This is a genomic window from Calidifontibacillus erzurumensis (genome assembly GCF_013303125.1).
Classification (GTDB): Bacteria; Bacillota; Bacilli; order Bacillales; family Bacillaceae_J; genus Calidifontibacillus; species Calidifontibacillus erzurumensis.
This window is the reverse complement of sequence record NZ_JABTTE010000005.1, coordinates 52,329-68,939: the sequence shown is the minus strand read 5'-3', so window position 1 is coordinate 68,939 and position 16,611 is coordinate 52,329. Positions and strand designations below refer to the sequence as shown.

Below are 16,611 nucleotides of genomic sequence, written 5' to 3'. Positions count from 1 at the left end.
TAGAGAGTTAGGGTAGGCTGAAATGGAGGAGGAGAACCCGTAATGATTGAAGTTTTATATTTTAGTGTTGCGTTAATCGCAGTTGCATTTACATTTTTAGTAATATATGTGAATAAAATGCTTAATTCTGTAAAACGAACGTTAGACAGTGTATCTCAAACATTAACTGGTCTTGAAAAACAGTTACAAGGGGTTGCTTCAGAAACAGAAGAGCTATTACATAAGACGAATATACTTATGGATGACTTACAAAAAAAATCAGAATCTATCAATACCGTCGTTAAATCGTTTGTTGAAGTAGGAGAAACTGTGAACCGATTAAATGGTTCATTCCGTAAAATTGTTGATCAAGTTGACAAATGCGCTAAACAAAAAAACGATGCAGTGATTGAAACGGTTAAATGGAGCACCGCAGTCATCGATATTTGGAAGCGCATAAAAGAAAATAAATCTAAAAAAATAGGAGGAGTGTAAATGGAAAATCGCCATGAGCAAAAGACGACGGGTGGGAAAGAGTTTTTTATTGGTGTTATGATTGGTGGACTTGTCGGAGCTGCAGCAGCTTTATTATGGGCGCCAAAATCAGGCAGAGAACTACGTTCAAATATTAATGATCAAGCACAAATAGCGAAAGAAAAAGGCGAAAAGCTGGCAGAAAGTGCGAAACAAAAAACAATTGTTTTAATTGATAAAGTGAAAAAGGCGGGTTTTCCTCAAACGGATGAAATTATAGAAGATATTGAGAATGAAGTCCAATATATTCCTTTAAACGGACAAGGTGGCAATTTCCAAAGTGACGTTGTTCAAGATGAAACAGCTGCCACTAGTGAACAGGAAGAAGCTAGCATAGAAGATGATAAAATAAATCAATAAATAGGTAAGGTGTATAAGATGGGTAAACAAAAAATTTCAACGATCGAGGAATTTACGGAGATTTTAAAAAACAATGATAAATTTTTGCTAATCAAGCATAGTTTAACATGTCCGATTAGCAGCAATGCATTTAATGAATATGAGAAATTTACGGAATCAACAGATTTGCCGACTTATTTTTTATATGTACAGGATGATCGTCCTCTTTCCAACTATATTGCTGAAACTTTTGGAGTTAAACATGAATCGCCGCAAGCAATATTATTTGAAAATCAAGCTGTAAAATGGCATGCTTCTCACTGGAAAATAACAGAAGCTAGCTTGAAGGAAGCAGTTGAAAAATAAAAAAACAGCCTTTTTTGGTACGGCACCCCAAAAGTTAGTGTAAAAAACCTAACTTTTGGGGGTCATTACCTTTGGGGCTGTTTTTATTTTTTATCTCGATTCAATATTATGAATTCGCTCGTTTGGGTAGGCCACTGGATGGCAAGGTCGTCACCCGGTGCTAGTTGATCATGAAACGTTGCATTTTGTCCATTTTTAAGAAGCGTAAAATTCCCGGAATGAACTTTTGGAAACTGAATTTTTACATAGCGGAAGATATCTTGAAAAATAAACGGGTCACATTGTTTATGCACCGCTTGTAATTCATCTCCCTTATAGATTTCGCTGTCTTCTTTTAGAAGTTTGCCATTACGAAATACATCAAGAGAGCTTTTTCTTAATACTAATGGTTCACCGTTAAAAGTAATGGGTATTTGATAATATAAAGATAGACCTTTTTCATTTAATAAATCTATTAGTTTCGGATTCTCTTCCTGTTTGATCATTATTTTATCTTGATCATAAATATTTGCTGTTGCTTTTGTCTCAATACCGTTTTTAAAAATTTTTGCAGCAAATTTCGGCAAGGTCACTTTCGTGCGATTATAATATACGTAAAAAGGGTCGAGCAATTCGGTGTAGGTTGTCATGTTCAAATGATGTAGCAATTCTCCAATTGTTTTTGGGAATTTTGTTTCGATCCTATCATGATCGCACAAATATTCTTCAGCATCTACCTTATGTCCGTTTATGAAAATTTCCATTTCGACTTTGTAAGGCTGTTCATTTATCCAAACTTGGATGGCAGTTGTTTCTTCAACTAACTCTTTTATTTTTATTTCTGCCGCTTTCCCATCTTCCCCTTTTTCAACGATAATGGAATCTCCGTCTATGATCGTGTCGTCTAAGTTTGTTGGTTGTCCATTTTTCAAGATCGTTGGTGGATTCCCATGATTGCCGGGAATTGTAATATCTCGATTATTCAATGTAACGATCATAGCCATTCCAGGTTTTCCATATAATTTATTCAATTCAATGCCTGCAGCCAACAGGCAATCCCCAATTGTTAATTTTTTAACATTGAAAAGGCGAACAGGTCGTTCATTGACATATACAGTAATATATTGAATCGGATGTTGCTTGGCAGAAATTGCGATGCCTATTGGTGTTATCCATTCAGGCCCAGTTTGAAATTGCTCAGACAATTTAAGATTTTGAATCGCTTCAATTCCTCGAATAGCAACACGGTTTTCAGGCAAATTTAATTTTTCTGCAAGGAGCTTTGGCAATTCAGGTGTCAGGCTTCCACCGCCAACAAGCATAACAGCTTTTGGAGGTTTTTGATTGTTCAGCATTAATATTTCATCGCAAATTGCTGTTGCCAGCTTGTCCAAGCTTTTCCATATTGCTTTGATGACTTCCTCTCTCGGGACTTCTGTTTCAAACCCTAAAATATCAGTTATTTTAATAGAAGAATTATTCAATAAATCCCGCTTTGCTTTCTCTGCCAGTGGAAAATCTAGCAAATATTGATCGCTAATCGCTTCTGTAATTTCATCACCGGCAATTGGTACCATTCCATAAGCAACAACCGTACCTTCGTTTGTGATTGCAATATCTGAAGTCCCGGCACCTATATCAACTAAAGCAACGTTTAATCTTCTCATTGATGGAGGAATAAGTACATTGATAGCAGCAATCGGTTCTAGCGTTAATGCTTCTAGTTCAAGTCCTGCACGGTGGAGGGCGGATATTAATGATTCAACTACAACTTTTGGCAAAAATGTAGCAATCACTTCAACAGACGCTATTTCTCCCTGTTGTTCTAGCAAACTACCAATCTCTTCATTGTCTAAAAAGTACCGCATCACGGAATAGCCGACACAATAGTAATGGAAACTTTCACTTCCCAAATTTTCTTTTGCTAGCTGTTTTTGCGCTTCCTGTACAGCGCTTAGCTCAAGATGATAGATATCTTGATAATTGATGATCGGTTTTCCGGAAATTTGAATGGTCGCGGTGGCTCGTTTTGTTTTTAATGCACGGCCAGCAGCTGCGGCAAATACTTTTTTTAAAGGGCCGTGGCGATCTTCTAATATTGCCTTTATTTCTTGAATTAGCATAGAAACAGAGGGAATATCGTGAATTTGCCCATCTAGCATGGCACGTTTTTCATGTTCTTTAGCTTCAATATCAATGACCTCATAGCCATTTTCATTTTTTTTCAAAATAATACCGACAACGGATCTCGTTCCAATATCTAATGCAAAAATGGAAGATTGTTCATTCAAGTGTGAAACACCTTCTCCCTCTAAAGTGTCTTTATTCACGAACTTTAATACTTGAAAGCTTAAAAGCGTTCAAGTATTAAAGAAATATATCGTGACAATTAAAAATATATTGTTTATAATAAACTCTAATCATTAGAAATGTACCATAAATTTTTAATCTTATAAACAATTTAAAAAGGGGGATTATTTATGAGCAATGTCGAGTTGGAGGCATTACGAGCTCAATTAGATGAAGTAAATCTAAAGCTTCTGGAGTTGATTAATAAACGCGGCGAAATTGTTAAAGAAATAGGGAAAGTAAAAGAAAGGCAAGGTGTAAACCGCTTTGACCCTGTACGTGAAAGAGAGATGTTGAACTTAATTTTAGCCAACAATAACGGCCCGTTTGAAAACTCAACGATCCAACATATCTTTAAAGAAATTTTTAAAGCTGCTTTAGAATTGCAAGAGGATGACCATCGCAAAGCTCTGCTTGTTTCACGCAAGAAAAAACCAGAAGATACGATCGTTGAAGTGAAAGGCGAGAAGATTGGCGATGGCAATGTTCATTTCGTCATGGGGCCTTGCTCTGTTGAATCCTATGAGCAAACAGCAGCTGTTGCAGAGGCTCTTAAAAGACACGGCTTAAAACTATTGCGCGGCGGTGCATATAAGCCGAGAACATCACCTTATGATTTCCAAGGACTTGGACTTGAGGGATTAAAAATATTGAAGCGTATTGCCGATGAATATGATTTAGCTGTTATAAGTGAGATTGTAACACCTGCTGATTTAGAAACAGCTGTCGAATATCTTGATGTGATCCAAATCGGGGCACGCAATATGCAAAACTTTGAGCTATTAAAAGCTGCAGGTGAAATTAACAAACCGATTCTTTTAAAACGCGGCCTATCAGCAACGATTTCCGAATTTATAAACGCTGCTGAATATATTTACTCACGAGGAAACGGCAATATTATTTTATGTGAACGTGGTATTCGTACGTATGAAAGAGCAACTAGAAACACATTAGATATTACAGCTGTGCCAATTCTAAAACAAGAAACACATCTGCCTGTCATGGTTGATGTTACTCATTCAACTGGCCGCAGAGACTTACTTCTTCCAGCTGCGAAGGCGGCAATTGCAATTGGCGCTGACGGCATTATGGCAGAAGTACACCCAGATCCAGCTGTTGCCCTATCTGATTCAGCTCAACAAATGGATATTCCAATGTTTGATCATTTTATGAAAGAAATCACGGCCAATATGAAAGTGAAAATATAGTTGAAGGAAACCTGTGTCATTTATTTGATACAGGTTTTATAATATAGCAAATTTTTGAAGCAAATTTTTAATAATTTGTGAATCATGCTATTGATTATTGCTTTGCGTTTGTACTAGATTATAGTTTAAGATACAATCAAAATAGTGAAAACTTATAAGAAAGTGCGTCTTTAAGAACGGATTAGGAGGTATTACTATTGAATAACATTACGATATATGATGTTGCTAGAGAAGCTGGTGTATCAATGGCAACGGTGTCCCGTGTTGTAAATGGAAATCCGAATGTTAAACCCTCTACAAGGAAAAAAGTTGCTGAAGCAATTGAACGGTTAGGTTATCGACCAAATGCTGTTGCCCGTGGGCTAGCCAGCAAAAAGACAACAACAGTTGGAGTAATTATACCTGATATTTCAAGCGTCTTTTTTGCAGAATTAGCGCGAGGCATTGAAGATATTGCGACAATGTATAACTACAATATTATTCTAAGTAACTCTGACCAAAATAAGGAAAAAGAATTGCATCTATTAAATACGATGCTTGGAAAGCAAGTAGATGGAATTGTATTTATGGGTGGAATTATTACTGATGAGCACGTCGAGGAGTTTAAAAAATCACCTGTTCCAATCGTCCTAGCAGCTACAGTTGAGAAAAATAACGAGATTCCATCTGTTAATATTGATTATGAGCAAGCAGCCTATGATGCTGTTCATTACTTGATTGAAAAAGGGCATCGTGACATCGGTTTTGTAACTGGGCCATCTCTAGAGGGAACTTCAAACCTAGATTTGAAATTAGCAGGCTATAAAAAAGCGTTAGAAGAAGCAAACATTGTATTTGATGAAAATAACATTTATTATGGAGATTTTACATATGATTCAGGTTTGGAGGCCATTCAAGAGTTTAAAGAAAAAGGCTTAAAGCAGACTGCTATTTTTGCAGCAACTGATGAAATGGCTTTAGGAGTCATTCATGGTGCACAAGACAATGGATTAGTTGTTCCTGATGATATTGAGGTTATTGGCTTTGATAATACAAGGCTTGCTGTTATGGTTCGTCCGCAATTAACGACAGTTGTCCAGCCAACTTATGATATTGGAGCAGTTGCGATGCGTTTACTAACGAAATATATGAATAAAGAAAAAGTAGAGGATCATATTGTTGTGCTTCCGCATCGCATTGAATTCCGTCAATCTACTAAGTAAAATACGGAAAAAATAAGGGTGCCGAACAATAATATGTAAAATATTGTTCGGCATCTTTAATTGCTAAAAGCAATTTTGTTTTTTCTTTGTGTTTCGTATGTGTTGCAGTGCTTTTTGTAATGTTTGTCTATTTTTTTCTGTAATTTCTTGTTTTCTTGGTATCGGTGGATAAAGATTTTCAGGATCATCCCATGTTGTAATTAATTTAACAGGAGCTTTTGGCTGCCATTTATCAACCCATTCTTGCGGCAGAGGGCCTTGCGCGATTTCATCTTGAATTTCAAGCATTTCTAGCCAAATACGAGACCAAGCCCGTGGAACAACACGCCAGTGGTCATAACCTCCTCCGCCAACTGCAATCCATCTCCCATCACAATATTCATGGGCAATTTCATGGGCAATTTTAGGAATTTCTTTGTAAACTTTCATTGTTACAGATAAATGGGTTAATGGATCTAAAACATGGGAATCACAACCGTTTTGGGTTATAATCACATCAGGCTTGAAAAATTCTGCTACTTCCCGAATAGAAGTTGTAAAACATTCTAAAAATGATTCATCTTCAGTAAAAGCATCTATAGGAATATTAAATGCTGTTCCGTATCCTTCGCCTTGTCCTTTTTCGTTTACATTGCCGGTGCCTGGGAAAAGATAGCGGCCAGTCTCATGTATTGAGTAAGTGCAAACGGTTGGATCATCATAAAAAGCCCATTGAACCCCATCTCCATGGTGGGCGTCCGTATCAATATACAAAATTCTAACACCATATTTCCGCTGCATATATTTGATGGCGATGGCACTGTCATTATAAATACAAAATCCAGAAGCTTTTCCACGGAAACCATGGTGCAATCCGCCGCCTAAACTTAACGCATGCTCTGCTTGTCCTTCCATTACTAAATCAACAGCTGTCAGCGTTCCGCCTACTAATAAAGCGCTTGCTTCGTGCATATTTGAAAAAATTGGCACGTCTTCAGTACCTAAACCGTAGTTTTCAGCAACATCAGCAGAAAGTTCGCCTTTGCCGGCTTTTTTAACTGCTTCTATATAATTTGGATCATGGATTAAAGCAATTTCTTCATCAGATGCCAATCTTGGTGGGACAATATGTGAATCGTCTAATACACCAGACATTCGCAACAAATCTGTTGTAAGCTCCACTCTACGTTGATTGAATGGATGACTTTCATTAAACTTGTAGCTTTGAAACTCATTTGAATAAACATAGAAAATTCGTTTCATCATGATGTCACACCCGGCAAGTTTGGCCATAAAACAGTATATCCGCGTTCCTTAAGTTTTCCGATAACTTTCGTAGGATTCATCGTTTGGATTCTAAATAGCAAAATTTTACTACTATTATCATTTTTGTCCGGGTAAACAAGAACGCTAATAATATTAATTTTATTTTCACTGAAAATTTTAGAGACCTCAGACAGCTGTCCAAGTTTATTATCTACTCTTACTTCAATTAAAGAGCTTGGCTGATCGGCTCCCATCAATTTTACAAGAGTATGCAGCATATCTGTCTCTGTGACGATGCCAACTAGTTTTCCTTCACTAGTAATAGGAAGACAGCCAATATTATGTTCGTAAAACATCGTACAAACTTCTTCAACGAAATCTAGTGGATGACCAGTAATTACATTTTCTGTCATAATTGAAGCAATTGGTTTTTGTAAATCTTCAAGATGTTCTTCATAATGGAAAATTGATGGACTTGCATCTCTAATGTCTCGGTCAGTGACAATTCCGATGACATGATCATTTTCATCAACAATCGGGATGTGGCGAATGCGGTTTTTATGCATGAGTTCAATTGCTTTTTCAATTGTTTCATGCGGCTTCATTGTGAATACTTTGCGATTCATAATTTCTTCGATAATCATATGTTTGCCCCCTTATGATATATTAACCTTAAAGGTATGCGAGCTAGCCGTTTCAAGTATTAATACATAAAGCGGTTCATGAATCGAAGCTGGTCGAACTTTTCTATTGATTCTTTAGGGACTCTAGCCCCAATTCTAGCCATTAAACAGTTGGCAGGATGAGAACTAATTTCTGGATCGTCGGTTGCATACCAAACAAGGCCGCCAGCATTCATCATCTTTTCCATTACTTTTCGATATTCCCAAACATTTAGGCCAGTTCCTTTTAAGTCCCAATGCCAATAATATTCCGTTGTTATGATTATGTAATCTTCCATTGCATCATCCATCATTGAAACCCTAAGTAAATTTTTCCCTACCCCAAAGCCTCTAAATTCAGGGATCACTTCAATTGCACCAAGTTCAATCAAATCTTCCATATTACCTTCGGACCATCGTTCTAAAGGATCAGGGTAAACATAGGTTACATAACCTACTATCATATTATTCTGTCTTGCTATAATTATTCTTCCTTCCGGTAATCTAGCAATTTCAACAATGGCTTTGTGCTGCTCTTCCGGCTGGCGGAAAGCAGTTAAATCCTGATGGAATTCATAATTTTCTAATAGATCAGCCTCTACTGGTCCTTCAATTATAAGGATACCGTTTTTTGTAACCATTTTCATAGAATGGTATGTTTTTTTATGCTCCATTGGGACACCTCTTAAAAATTCATCAATTCTATTTTTGTAAAAAGAAAAATTTTTGAATAATTTCTTATAAGAACTATTATACATGAATTAGGAGGTGTTGAGAGAAGATTATTGGAAAAAAAAGTCGGATTTTGTACATTTTATTGTAAGTCATTTTCAAAAATTTTATCTATCTAATTGAACAGTCAGAAAATTTATATTATAATGAAATCATTCTATAGATAATGATTGAATCAAAGGGGGAGATTTTATGAAAGTGGAAACGCTTTCTGCGGTAAAAGGGGACTATAATTTAAAAAATTATGAAGAAACTTATGCTACTTTTGATTGGAAGGACGTAGAAAAAGAATTTTCATGGTATGAAACTGGACGAGTTAATATTGCTTATGAAGCAATCGATCGTCATGCGCTTGGCGGAAAAGCGGACAAGATTGCACTTTATTATCGCGATGCTGACCGTCAAGAAACATATACATTCCGGCAAATGATGGAGTTCACAAACAAAGCTGGAAATGTGTTGCGAAATGCAGCAAATGTAGTCAAAGGGGACCGCGTCTTCGTATTTATGCCGCGTTCACCTGAGCTTTATTTTGTAGTATTAGGCGCATTAAAATTAGGTGCTATTGTGGGGCCATTATTTGAAGCATTTATGGAAGGTGCTGTTCGCGATCGTTTAGAAGATAGTGGAGCTAAAGTTATTGTTACTACTCCACAATTACTTGAACGCGTTCCTGTGAAAGAACTACCTCTTCTTGAAACAGTTATTGTTGTGGGGGACAACGTAAAAGAAGAAGGTCAAATTATTGATTTCAAAAAACGAATGGCAGAAGCTAGCTCAGAGCTTGACATAGAATGGGTTGACCGTGAAGATGGCAGCTTATTACACTATACTTCCGGCTCAACTGGTAAACCTAAAGGTGTACTTCATGTACACAATGCAATGATTCAACAATATCAAACTGCAAAATGGGTATTGGATTTAAAAGATGATGATATTTATTGGTGCACAGCAGACCCAGGCTGGGTAACAGGAACTTCTTACGGAATTTTCGGTCCATGGTTGAACGGTGTAACGAACGTTATCGTTGGTGGCCGTTTTAAACCGGAAACTTGGTATCAAACTATTCAAGATTTAAAAGTAACTGTTTGGTATAGCGCACCAACTGCATTCCGTATGCTAATGGGTGCCGGCGATGAAATTATTAAGAAATATGATTTATCATCACTTCGCCATATTTTAAGTGTTGGAGAGCCGTTAAATCCAGAAGTTATTCGTTGGGGCCATAAAGTATTTGGATTGCGGATCCACGATAACTGGTGGATGACTGAAACAGGTGCACAATTAATTTCTAACTACCCTTGCATGGACATTAGACCAGGTTCCATGGGTAAGCCAATACCGGGGGTTAAAGCAGCCATTGTTGATGATCAAGGTAATGAGTTGCCACCACTTCGTATGGGTAACTTGGCGATCAAAAAGGGTTGGCCATCAATGATGAGACAAATTTGGAGAAACCCAGAAAAATATGAGTCTTATTTCATTGGTGATTGGTATGTATCTGGCGACTCAGCTTATATGGATGAAGATGGATACTTCTGGTTCCAAGGCCGCGTAGATGATGTAATTATGACATCAGGCGAGCGCGTTGGTCCATTTGAAGTTGAAAGTAAGCTTGTTGAACATCCAGCTGTTGCCGAAGCGGGGGTAATTGGTAAACCAGATCCTGTTCGTGGTGAAATTATTAAAGCGTTCATTGCTTTACGAGCTGGTTATCAACCTAGTGAAGAATTAAAAGAAGAAATCCGTCAATTTGTTAAAACTGGTTTAGCAGCTCATGCCGCGCCACGTGAAATTGAGTTCCGTGATAAGTTACCAAAAACACGAAGCGGTAAAATCATGAGACGAGTTTTAAAAGCTTGGGAATTAGATTTACCAACTGGCGACTTGTCTACAATGGAAGACTAATATAAAGAAGGGGCTGTCTGTAAAGTCGATGGAAATCGATTTCAGCACAGCTCTTTTTCATATTTGATAGTAAAAAACCTCCGGGGATAATTGATGATCCGGAGGTTTTTTATCAGTTGTTTTAATGTTGTGTTGGGTCAATGATTGGAAGAATGTCATCATCAATGATGTCTTCCTCATTTTCTTTAGGTTGAATGGTAATTTGTTTTGATTTATTTGATTCGTTGCCGCGTATGTCTACTGCAGTGACATAGTAAATACCACTGTCTGATGTAATTTGATAAGCCGGTTGTGATGATTTTGGAATACTTGCTATTTTTTTAGGTGGTGCTTCTGGTTTATCTAATTTATAAATTCTATAGCCGATTATATCTGGTTCGGTTGTGCTGTTCCATGTTAGCTGATTTCCGTTTAATTGGACGTTTTCCGGAGGACTTGGTGCCTTTCCGTTATCAGATATATTATTTTGTTCAGGTATAATTATATTTTTCCAATTACCATTTTTCGGCAGCAAATATTCTATATTTTTTATTCCTTCTAAGCCTTCATTTTTAAGAAAATCAGGATTTAGCATAATTCCTTTCATTACAAATTCAGAACCGAAATCATCAGGAACTTTAAAATATTTATCTCCGTTTGCGAGATAAGCTCCCTCAATAAGACTATTATCTACTTCTTTCGGTGCATATTTAGCAATGAAAAGATCTGTTTGGACGAGACCAGCTCGTTTACAAAGATCTGAAGGCAATAAACCGCTTGTTGCGCAGTAAGCTTTTTGGACAATTCCCCCAGGCATCGTAAATTTTTCATTTGTGCTAACTACTTCAGGTTTAACGTCATAAACGCCATTCATGAGCTCTGCCCATAATTTTTGGTTGCGCTGGGAGTAGGAGAATCCTTTATAACTTTTTTCTAAAGATTTTGGTGTATCATATCCCATCCAAAGTCCAAAAGTTACTTTCGGGTTGAAAGCTACAAACCAAGAGTCTTTATAATCTTGCGATGTTCCTGTCTTTCCTGCCCAGTCGGAGCGGAACTTTAGTTTGCCTGGCACGCCAGCTGCTGTTCCATATGAAAGTACGTCACGCATCATATCTACGATTAAATAAGATGTTTGCGGTGAAAAAACTTGTACTGGATTTGGCTTATGCTGGTAAATAATTTCACCGTCTTTTGTTTCTATTTTCTCGATCATATAAGCATCAACAAATTTTCCACCGTTCGCAAATGTAGCAAAAGCATTCGTATTTTCCTCAACTGTAACCCCACGATCTAAAGCACCAAGAGCCATTGAGAGATGGCTTCGGTCACCATTTGTTAAAGAAGTAAAACCCATTTTTTCTAAATATTGCACAGGATCCCTATTGATTATAGATGAATAAATTTTAGCTGCTGGAATATTATAAGATTTGGCTAAAGCATATCTTGCTGTCGTTAAACCATGGTAACCTTCCCCATAGTTTTTTGGTTCCCATATGCTTGGTCCAGCTTTAATTTGTAAAGGAACATCCGGAATAACCGAACCTGGGTGAAGGACTCCCATTTCTATGGCAGGACCGTAAACTAGAAGCGGCTTCATCGTTGAACCATTTGATCGCAAGCCTTTTGTTGCATGATTTAATTGTTTCAGTTCGTGATTACGTCCGCCAATGAAGCTTAAAATGGCACCTGTATCGTTATCGATAAGAATTGCGCCAACTTCAACAGGCTCGACGACTTTTACAAGTTTATTCGTTTCTGGATCTTTGACTGTTTCCACTTTATCGCTGCCATAATACTGATAATTATTTTTGATTTCCTGCATTTTATCGTAAATGTCTTTATCGATCGTTGTATAAATACGATATCCATTTTGGCGCAAGTTTTTATCAGCTTTCATATAATACTCGTTATAAAGATTATTGTCTTGATGCAAGTCTTCAATCATATAGCCATCTTTTTTGGCCAATATTTCCATTAAAATTTTGATGGCACGTTCTTCAATTTCAAAAGTAAGCCATGGATATTTTTCAACAGTATTTGGTTTTGGAGGAATAAAATCAGCTTTAATATCATAAGCTAAAGCTTCTTTATATTCTTTTTCATTAATATAACCTGCATCAAGCATACGTTTTAGCACTGTTTTCATTCGGTTGAGACTTGGACTTAAATCTTCTTTAACTTCCCCATTCTTTGTAAATGGTGTATACCCAAAAGGGCTTTGTGGCAATCCTGCAATATAGGCCGCTTGCGCCAAGTTCAAGTCTTTCGCATCAATGCCGAAAATGCCTTGGGCAGCTGTTTGGATACCGGCAATATTCCGTCCTGATGAGTTGCGGCCAAAAGGGACAACATTTAAATACGCTTCAAGAATTTCGTCTTTGTCAAAAAAGCGTTCAAGTCTTAAGGCTATCATAATTTCTTTTGCCTTACGTTCAAAAGACACTTCATTTGTCAAAATCTGATTTTTTACGAGCTGTTGAGTTAGCGTACTGCCTCCTGATTTAACAGAGGAATTGGTAAACTCTTGAATGATCGCCCGCATAATAGCTTTAGGTACAATACCAGGGTGATTATAAAAATGTTCATCTTCGGTTGCGATAATTGCATCGATGACGTGCTGGGAAACATCTGATAGGGAAACTTCTTCACGGTCAAGGTCCGTCCGCAATTTTCCGAGATATTTGTTATCACGGAAATAAAGTTCAGATGTTTCTTCATAGTTATAAATATCTTTTTTCATACTATCATAGCTTCTGATCGGTTCATCTTTGACGAGTGAAGCAAAATAGCCAGCGCCGACACCTCCAGCAAATGAAAGTGCCATTAGACAGCCTATGAGAAAAATTAGTGTTAAATTCCAAAAGACTTTTATGAAAATTCTAATAGACTTTCTAACCTTTTCATTATTATTTATATCCATTTAAACTCTCCCCCTAAATCAGACTTATTATAGCATAAAGGGTTGTCCAATGATATAATTGACGCCATATGGCAATTTATATTTGACTTTTTTCCTTTCAGTATGGTAAATCTTATATATATTTTAATATAATTGAATGCGTTGAGAGGAATAAGTAGTGGATGCCTCCCTGTTTTAGAGAACCGGCGGTTGGTGCAAGCCGGTACATAGGTATGCATGAATTACATCCTTGAGCATTTGCTTGGAACAGAATAAATTTTATTTATTCCTAGTATAAGCAAACGGTAATGGCCGTTATCCAAATGAGTGGAAGAAACGAGCGTTCTTCAAATAGGGTGGTACCGCGAATCTAAATGATTCGTCCCTATTTGAGGGGCGCTTTCTATTTGTAATTACTTTTAATAAATGAATTAAGGAGTGAAAATGATGGATTTACTAAAAGACTTAGAATACCGAGGTTTAATCAATCAAGTAACAGATCTTGAAGGTCTTAGCAAAGAACTTGAAAAAGGACCGATTACTTTGTATTGCGGTTTTGATCCGACGGCTGACAGTTTGCATATCGGCCACTTATTAACGGTTTTGACACTGCGCCGCTTTCAATTAGCTGGGCACAAGCCGATTGCTCTTGTCGGTGGGGCTACAGGATTAATTGGAGACCCAAGCGGAAAAAAGGCAGAGCGCACTTTAAATGAAAAAGAAGTAGTTGCAGAATGGAGCAATCGCATTAAAAAGCAATTATCGCAATTCCTCGATTTTGAAGGGGAAAATAGCGCGAAAGTGGTCAACAATTATGACTGGACAGGTACGATGGATGTTATTACATTTCTTCGCGATGTAGGTAAAAATTTCAATTTAAGCTATATGCTTGCCAAAGAATCTGTTGAATCTCGGATTCAGACGGGAATTTCTTTTACAGAATTCAGCTATATGATTTTGCAAGCCCATGACTTTTTAAAACTTTATCAAAATGAAAATTGTATATTGCAAATTGGCGGCAGCGACCAGTGGGGCAATATTACTGCAGGTTTGGAATTAATTCGTAAATCAACGGAAGATGAGGCTAAAGCGTACGGATTTACAATTCCTCTTGTAACAAAAGCCGATGGGACAAAATTCGGAAAAAGTGAAGGCGGAGCCATCTGGCTTGATGCAGATAAAACTTCGCCATATGAACTCTATCAATTCTTAATTAACACCGATGATAAAGACGTTGTGAAATTCTTAAAATATTTTACATTCCTATCACCAGAAGAAATTGAAGCATTGGCAGTTGAAGTGGAAACAGCACCTGAAAAACGAATTGCACAAAAAAGACTGGCAGAAGAAGTTACGAAGCTTGTTCATGGGGAAGAAGCTCTTAAGCAAGCTCTCCGCATTTCTGAAGCTTTATTTAGCGGTGATATACAAGATTTAACTGCTAAAGAAATTGAACAAGGATTTAAAGATGTTCCATCATATGAATGTAAACAAGCAGAAATCAGCTTAGTCGACCTTTTAGTTGAAAGCAAAATTTGTCCATCGAAACGACAAGCTAGAGAAGATATTACAAATGGTGCGATTTATGTAAATGGCGAAAGGACGACGGAAGTAGATCGTGTCATTACAGCTGAAGATCGGATTGAAGGCCAATTTACAATAATCCGCAGAGGCAAAAAGAAATATTATTTAATTAAGTACTAGATTTTAGTGCTGCCCTTTGTTGGGCAGCATATACATATAATTATAATAAGAAAACCCTAGAAAGGTTGATAGAACAACCATAACTAGGGTTTTTTTGCTCTCTAATATGCATTTATTAACGAGAATAGAACTCAACGATGAGAGATTCGTTAATTTCTGCAGGCATTTCTGAACGTTCAGGGAAACGTGTATAAGTACCTTCAAGCTTGTCTGCATCAAATGTTAAGTAATCTGGTACGAAATTGTTAAGTTCAATTGCTTCTTTAATAATTTCTAAGTTGCGAGATTTTTCGCGAACAGAAATTGTTTGACCTGGTTTTACACGATAAGAAGGAATATCAACACGAGAACCGTCAACAAGGATATGCCCATGGTTTACAAGCTGGCGAGCTTGACGACGAGTACGTGCAAGACCTAAACGGTAAACAAGATTGTCTAAGCGAGATTCAAGTAAAATCATGAAGTTTTCGCCGTGTTTACCTTTCATTTTGCCAGCAGCAACAAATGTATTGCGGAATTGACGCTCATTCACACCATACATATGACGAAGTTTTTGTTTTTCTTGTAATTGTAAACCGTATTCAGAAAGCTTTTTGCGTTGACCAGGCCCATGTTGACCAGGTGCATAAGGACGCTTTTCTAATTCCTTCCCAGTTCCACTTAATGAGATGCCTAAACGGCGAGACAGTTTCCAAGATGGTCCAGTATAACGAGCCATATTACAGCTCCTCCTTCGATGTTTTTATTTTTGGTAAAATAAAAACACGACATATGCACTCAAACATTTGTCCATTTTGTTTTCATGTATCCTCGCCCCAGCAGCTAAGGTTACTCGATACACCTCTTTTTAGTAAGAGGAACAAAATGAAACAAAAGGAAGCATACGTAGGCTGCTTTTATTTTACACACAAAATTTATTATATTTTTTTTGAAAACAGATGTCAAGATTATGTTAAAAAATATTGTTTTTATACTTGGAAAACTTTAAAATCAGGTATATTCTATTATTTTGTATATAAATTATTGTTGAGTAAGTAAATGCATTTTATTTTTGAATTACGTTTACTTTTTGCATAATAATTCCTAAAGACATTACAGTCGGGAAAATCATGCTAACATCATTGAATTCGCCAGATTTTCATCAGTCTATCCTCAGAGATGCTACGACTAGCAGTTCAAAAGGCATGAGCACCCTACAAATGTTCATTTTAACTCACTGTATATTTAACTCAACAATATATTTATTCGTATAAGGCGAATGCACATGAGTATTTTACAGTGTGAAATTTTATTGTACTTTCACATTATATTAATAATTTTTCCATTTATTAGTTTGTATAGGATTTTTTTACTACATAAAAATAATTGTTCAAAAATTGATCAAACAATAATTCAATCTTCTTTAGCTTTTACCATGAGCTAAGGGGCTATCTGTTTTTGAGAATGAAAGAAAAATACTAGAAAATAAAAAATAGATATAGGAAAAAATAACTACAAAGATTATAATTATTATATTATATGTT

13 protein-coding genes and 1 other annotated feature are annotated in these 16,611 nt (G+C 36.7%); of the genes, 7 read left to right on the top strand and 6 right to left on the bottom strand.

All coding sequences use genetic code 11. The annotated features are described in order from the left end of the window. Nucleotides 1-42: 42 nt before the first annotated feature. From HR057_RS06005 to ytxJ, 3 genes are read left to right on the top strand one after another with little or no spacing between them, the layout of a single operon-like run. Nucleotides 43-474 carry a DUF948 domain-containing protein gene (locus tag HR057_RS06005; RefSeq protein WP_173730530.1) on the top strand — a complete coding sequence of 144 codons (432 nt, stop codon included), beginning with the start codon at nucleotides 43-45 and terminating at the stop codon, nucleotides 472-474. Then, nucleotides 475-873 carry a YtxH domain-containing protein gene (locus HR057_RS06000; protein WP_173730529.1) on the top strand — a complete coding sequence of 133 codons (399 nt, stop codon included), beginning with the start codon at nucleotides 475-477 and terminating at the stop codon, nucleotides 871-873. An 18-nt stretch (nucleotides 874-891) separates the two neighbouring features. Next, nucleotides 892-1,218, top strand: a complete 327-nt coding sequence (gene ytxJ / locus HR057_RS05995) for a bacillithiol system redox-active protein YtxJ (RefSeq protein ID WP_173730528.1) — start codon at nucleotides 892-894, stop codon at nucleotides 1,216-1,218. Between the two features lie 83 nt (nucleotides 1,219-1,301). Here ytxJ and HR057_RS05990 read toward each other — a convergent pair whose 3' ends face one another. Beyond that, nucleotides 1,302-3,488 (bottom strand): cell division protein FtsA, encoded by a 2,187-nt coding sequence (locus HR057_RS05990; protein WP_173730527.1) that lies wholly within the window; start codon nucleotides 3,486-3,488, stop codon nucleotides 1,302-1,304. 189 nt (nucleotides 3,489-3,677) lie between these two features. Here HR057_RS05990 and HR057_RS05985 point away from each other — a divergent pair, with 189 nt between their 5' ends. Together HR057_RS05985 and ccpA are read left to right on the top strand one after the other, a co-directional pair. Then, the gene (locus HR057_RS05985; protein ID WP_173730526.1) at nucleotides 3,678-4,754 is read left to right on the top strand and encodes a bifunctional 3-deoxy-7-phosphoheptulonate synthase/chorismate mutase; all 1,077 of its coding nucleotides are present in this window, start codon (nucleotides 3,678-3,680) and stop codon (nucleotides 4,752-4,754) included. Between the two features lie 197 nt (nucleotides 4,755-4,951). Then, nucleotides 4,952-5,956 (top strand): catabolite control protein A, encoded by a 1,005-nt coding sequence (ccpA, locus tag HR057_RS05980; RefSeq protein ID WP_173730525.1) that lies wholly within the window; start codon nucleotides 4,952-4,954, stop codon nucleotides 5,954-5,956. A 63-nt stretch (nucleotides 5,957-6,019) separates the two neighbouring features. Here the strand turns inward: ccpA and HR057_RS05975 are convergent, their stop codons facing one another. The 3 genes from HR057_RS05975 to HR057_RS05965 are packed head-to-tail and all read right to left on the bottom strand — an operon-like array spanning nucleotide 6,020 to nucleotide 8,537. Further along, complete coding sequence (locus tag HR057_RS05975; RefSeq protein WP_329955847.1) at nucleotides 6,020-7,201, bottom strand: acetoin utilization protein AcuC; 1,182 nt, start codon at nucleotides 7,199-7,201, stop codon at nucleotides 6,020-6,022. Beyond that, nucleotides 7,198-7,845: an acetoin utilization AcuB family protein gene (locus HR057_RS05970; RefSeq protein WP_173730524.1), complete on the bottom strand. Its 648-nt coding sequence runs from the start codon at nucleotides 7,843-7,845 to the stop codon at nucleotides 7,198-7,200. The genes HR057_RS05975 and HR057_RS05970 overlap by 4 nt, the downstream gene beginning before the upstream one ends. Nucleotides 7,846-7,904: 59 nt before the next feature. Continuing rightward, entirely contained in the window at nucleotides 7,905-8,537 is a 633-nt protein-coding gene (locus tag HR057_RS05965) for a GNAT family N-acetyltransferase (protein ID WP_173730523.1), read from the bottom strand. 250 nt (nucleotides 8,538-8,787) lie between these two features. On the opposite strand from HR057_RS05965, the gene acsA reads away from it, so the two are divergent. Continuing rightward, entirely contained in the window at nucleotides 8,788-10,503 is a 1,716-nt protein-coding gene (acsA, locus tag HR057_RS05960) for an acetate--CoA ligase (protein ID WP_173730522.1), read from the top strand. A 121-nt stretch (nucleotides 10,504-10,624) separates the two neighbouring features. Here acsA and HR057_RS05955 read toward each other — a convergent pair whose 3' ends face one another. Beyond that, nucleotides 10,625-13,405, bottom strand: a complete 2,781-nt coding sequence (locus HR057_RS05955; RefSeq protein WP_173730521.1) for a transglycosylase domain-containing protein — start codon at nucleotides 13,403-13,405, stop codon at nucleotides 10,625-10,627. 132 nt (nucleotides 13,406-13,537) lie between these two features. Continuing rightward, nucleotides 13,538-13,774: a binding site (T-box leader), on the top strand. A 54-nt stretch (nucleotides 13,775-13,828) separates the two neighbouring features. Here HR057_RS05955 and tyrS point away from each other — a divergent pair. Then, nucleotides 13,829-15,088 (top strand): tyrosine--tRNA ligase, encoded by a 1,260-nt coding sequence (tyrS, locus tag HR057_RS05950; protein ID WP_329955846.1) that lies wholly within the window; start codon nucleotides 13,829-13,831, stop codon nucleotides 15,086-15,088. Nucleotides 15,089-15,203: 115 nt separating this feature from the next. Here the strand turns inward: tyrS and rpsD are convergent, their stop codons facing one another. Next, a complete protein-coding gene (gene rpsD / locus HR057_RS05945; RefSeq protein WP_173730519.1) occupies nucleotides 15,204-15,806 on the bottom strand; it encodes a 30S ribosomal protein S4 in 603 nt (200 codons plus the stop codon). Nucleotides 15,807-16,611: the final 805 nt, after the last annotated feature.

Coding starts and splice junctions, on each gene's coding strand:
- HR057_RS05975 (WP_329955847.1), bottom strand. CDS start 7,201: ATGATGAAACGAATTTTCTATGTTTATTCAAATGAGTTTCAAAGCTAC.
- HR057_RS05985 (WP_173730526.1), top strand. CDS start 3,678: ATGAGCAATGTCGAGTTGGAGGCATTACGAGCTCAATTAGATGAAGTA.
- HR057_RS06000 (WP_173730529.1), top strand. CDS start 475: ATGGAAAATCGCCATGAGCAAAAGACGACGGGTGGGAAAGAGTTTTTT.
- ytxJ (WP_173730528.1), top strand. CDS start 892: ATGGGTAAACAAAAAATTTCAACGATCGAGGAATTTACGGAGATTTTA.
- HR057_RS05965 (WP_173730523.1), bottom strand. CDS start 8,537: ATGGAGCATAAAAAAACATACCATTCTATGAAAATGGTTACAAAAAAC.
- acsA (WP_173730522.1), top strand. CDS start 8,788: ATGAAAGTGGAAACGCTTTCTGCGGTAAAAGGGGACTATAATTTAAAA.
- tyrS (WP_329955846.1), top strand. CDS start 13,829: ATGATGGATTTACTAAAAGACTTAGAATACCGAGGTTTAATCAATCAA.
- HR057_RS05970 (WP_173730524.1), bottom strand. CDS start 7,845: ATGATTATCGAAGAAATTATGAATCGCAAAGTATTCACAATGAAGCCG.
- rpsD (WP_173730519.1), bottom strand. CDS start 15,806: ATGGCTCGTTATACTGGACCATCTTGGAAACTGTCTCGCCGTTTAGGC.
- HR057_RS05955 (WP_173730521.1), bottom strand. CDS start 13,405: ATGGATATAAATAATAATGAAAAGGTTAGAAAGTCTATTAGAATTTTC.
- HR057_RS06005 (WP_173730530.1), top strand. CDS start 43: ATGATTGAAGTTTTATATTTTAGTGTTGCGTTAATCGCAGTTGCATTT.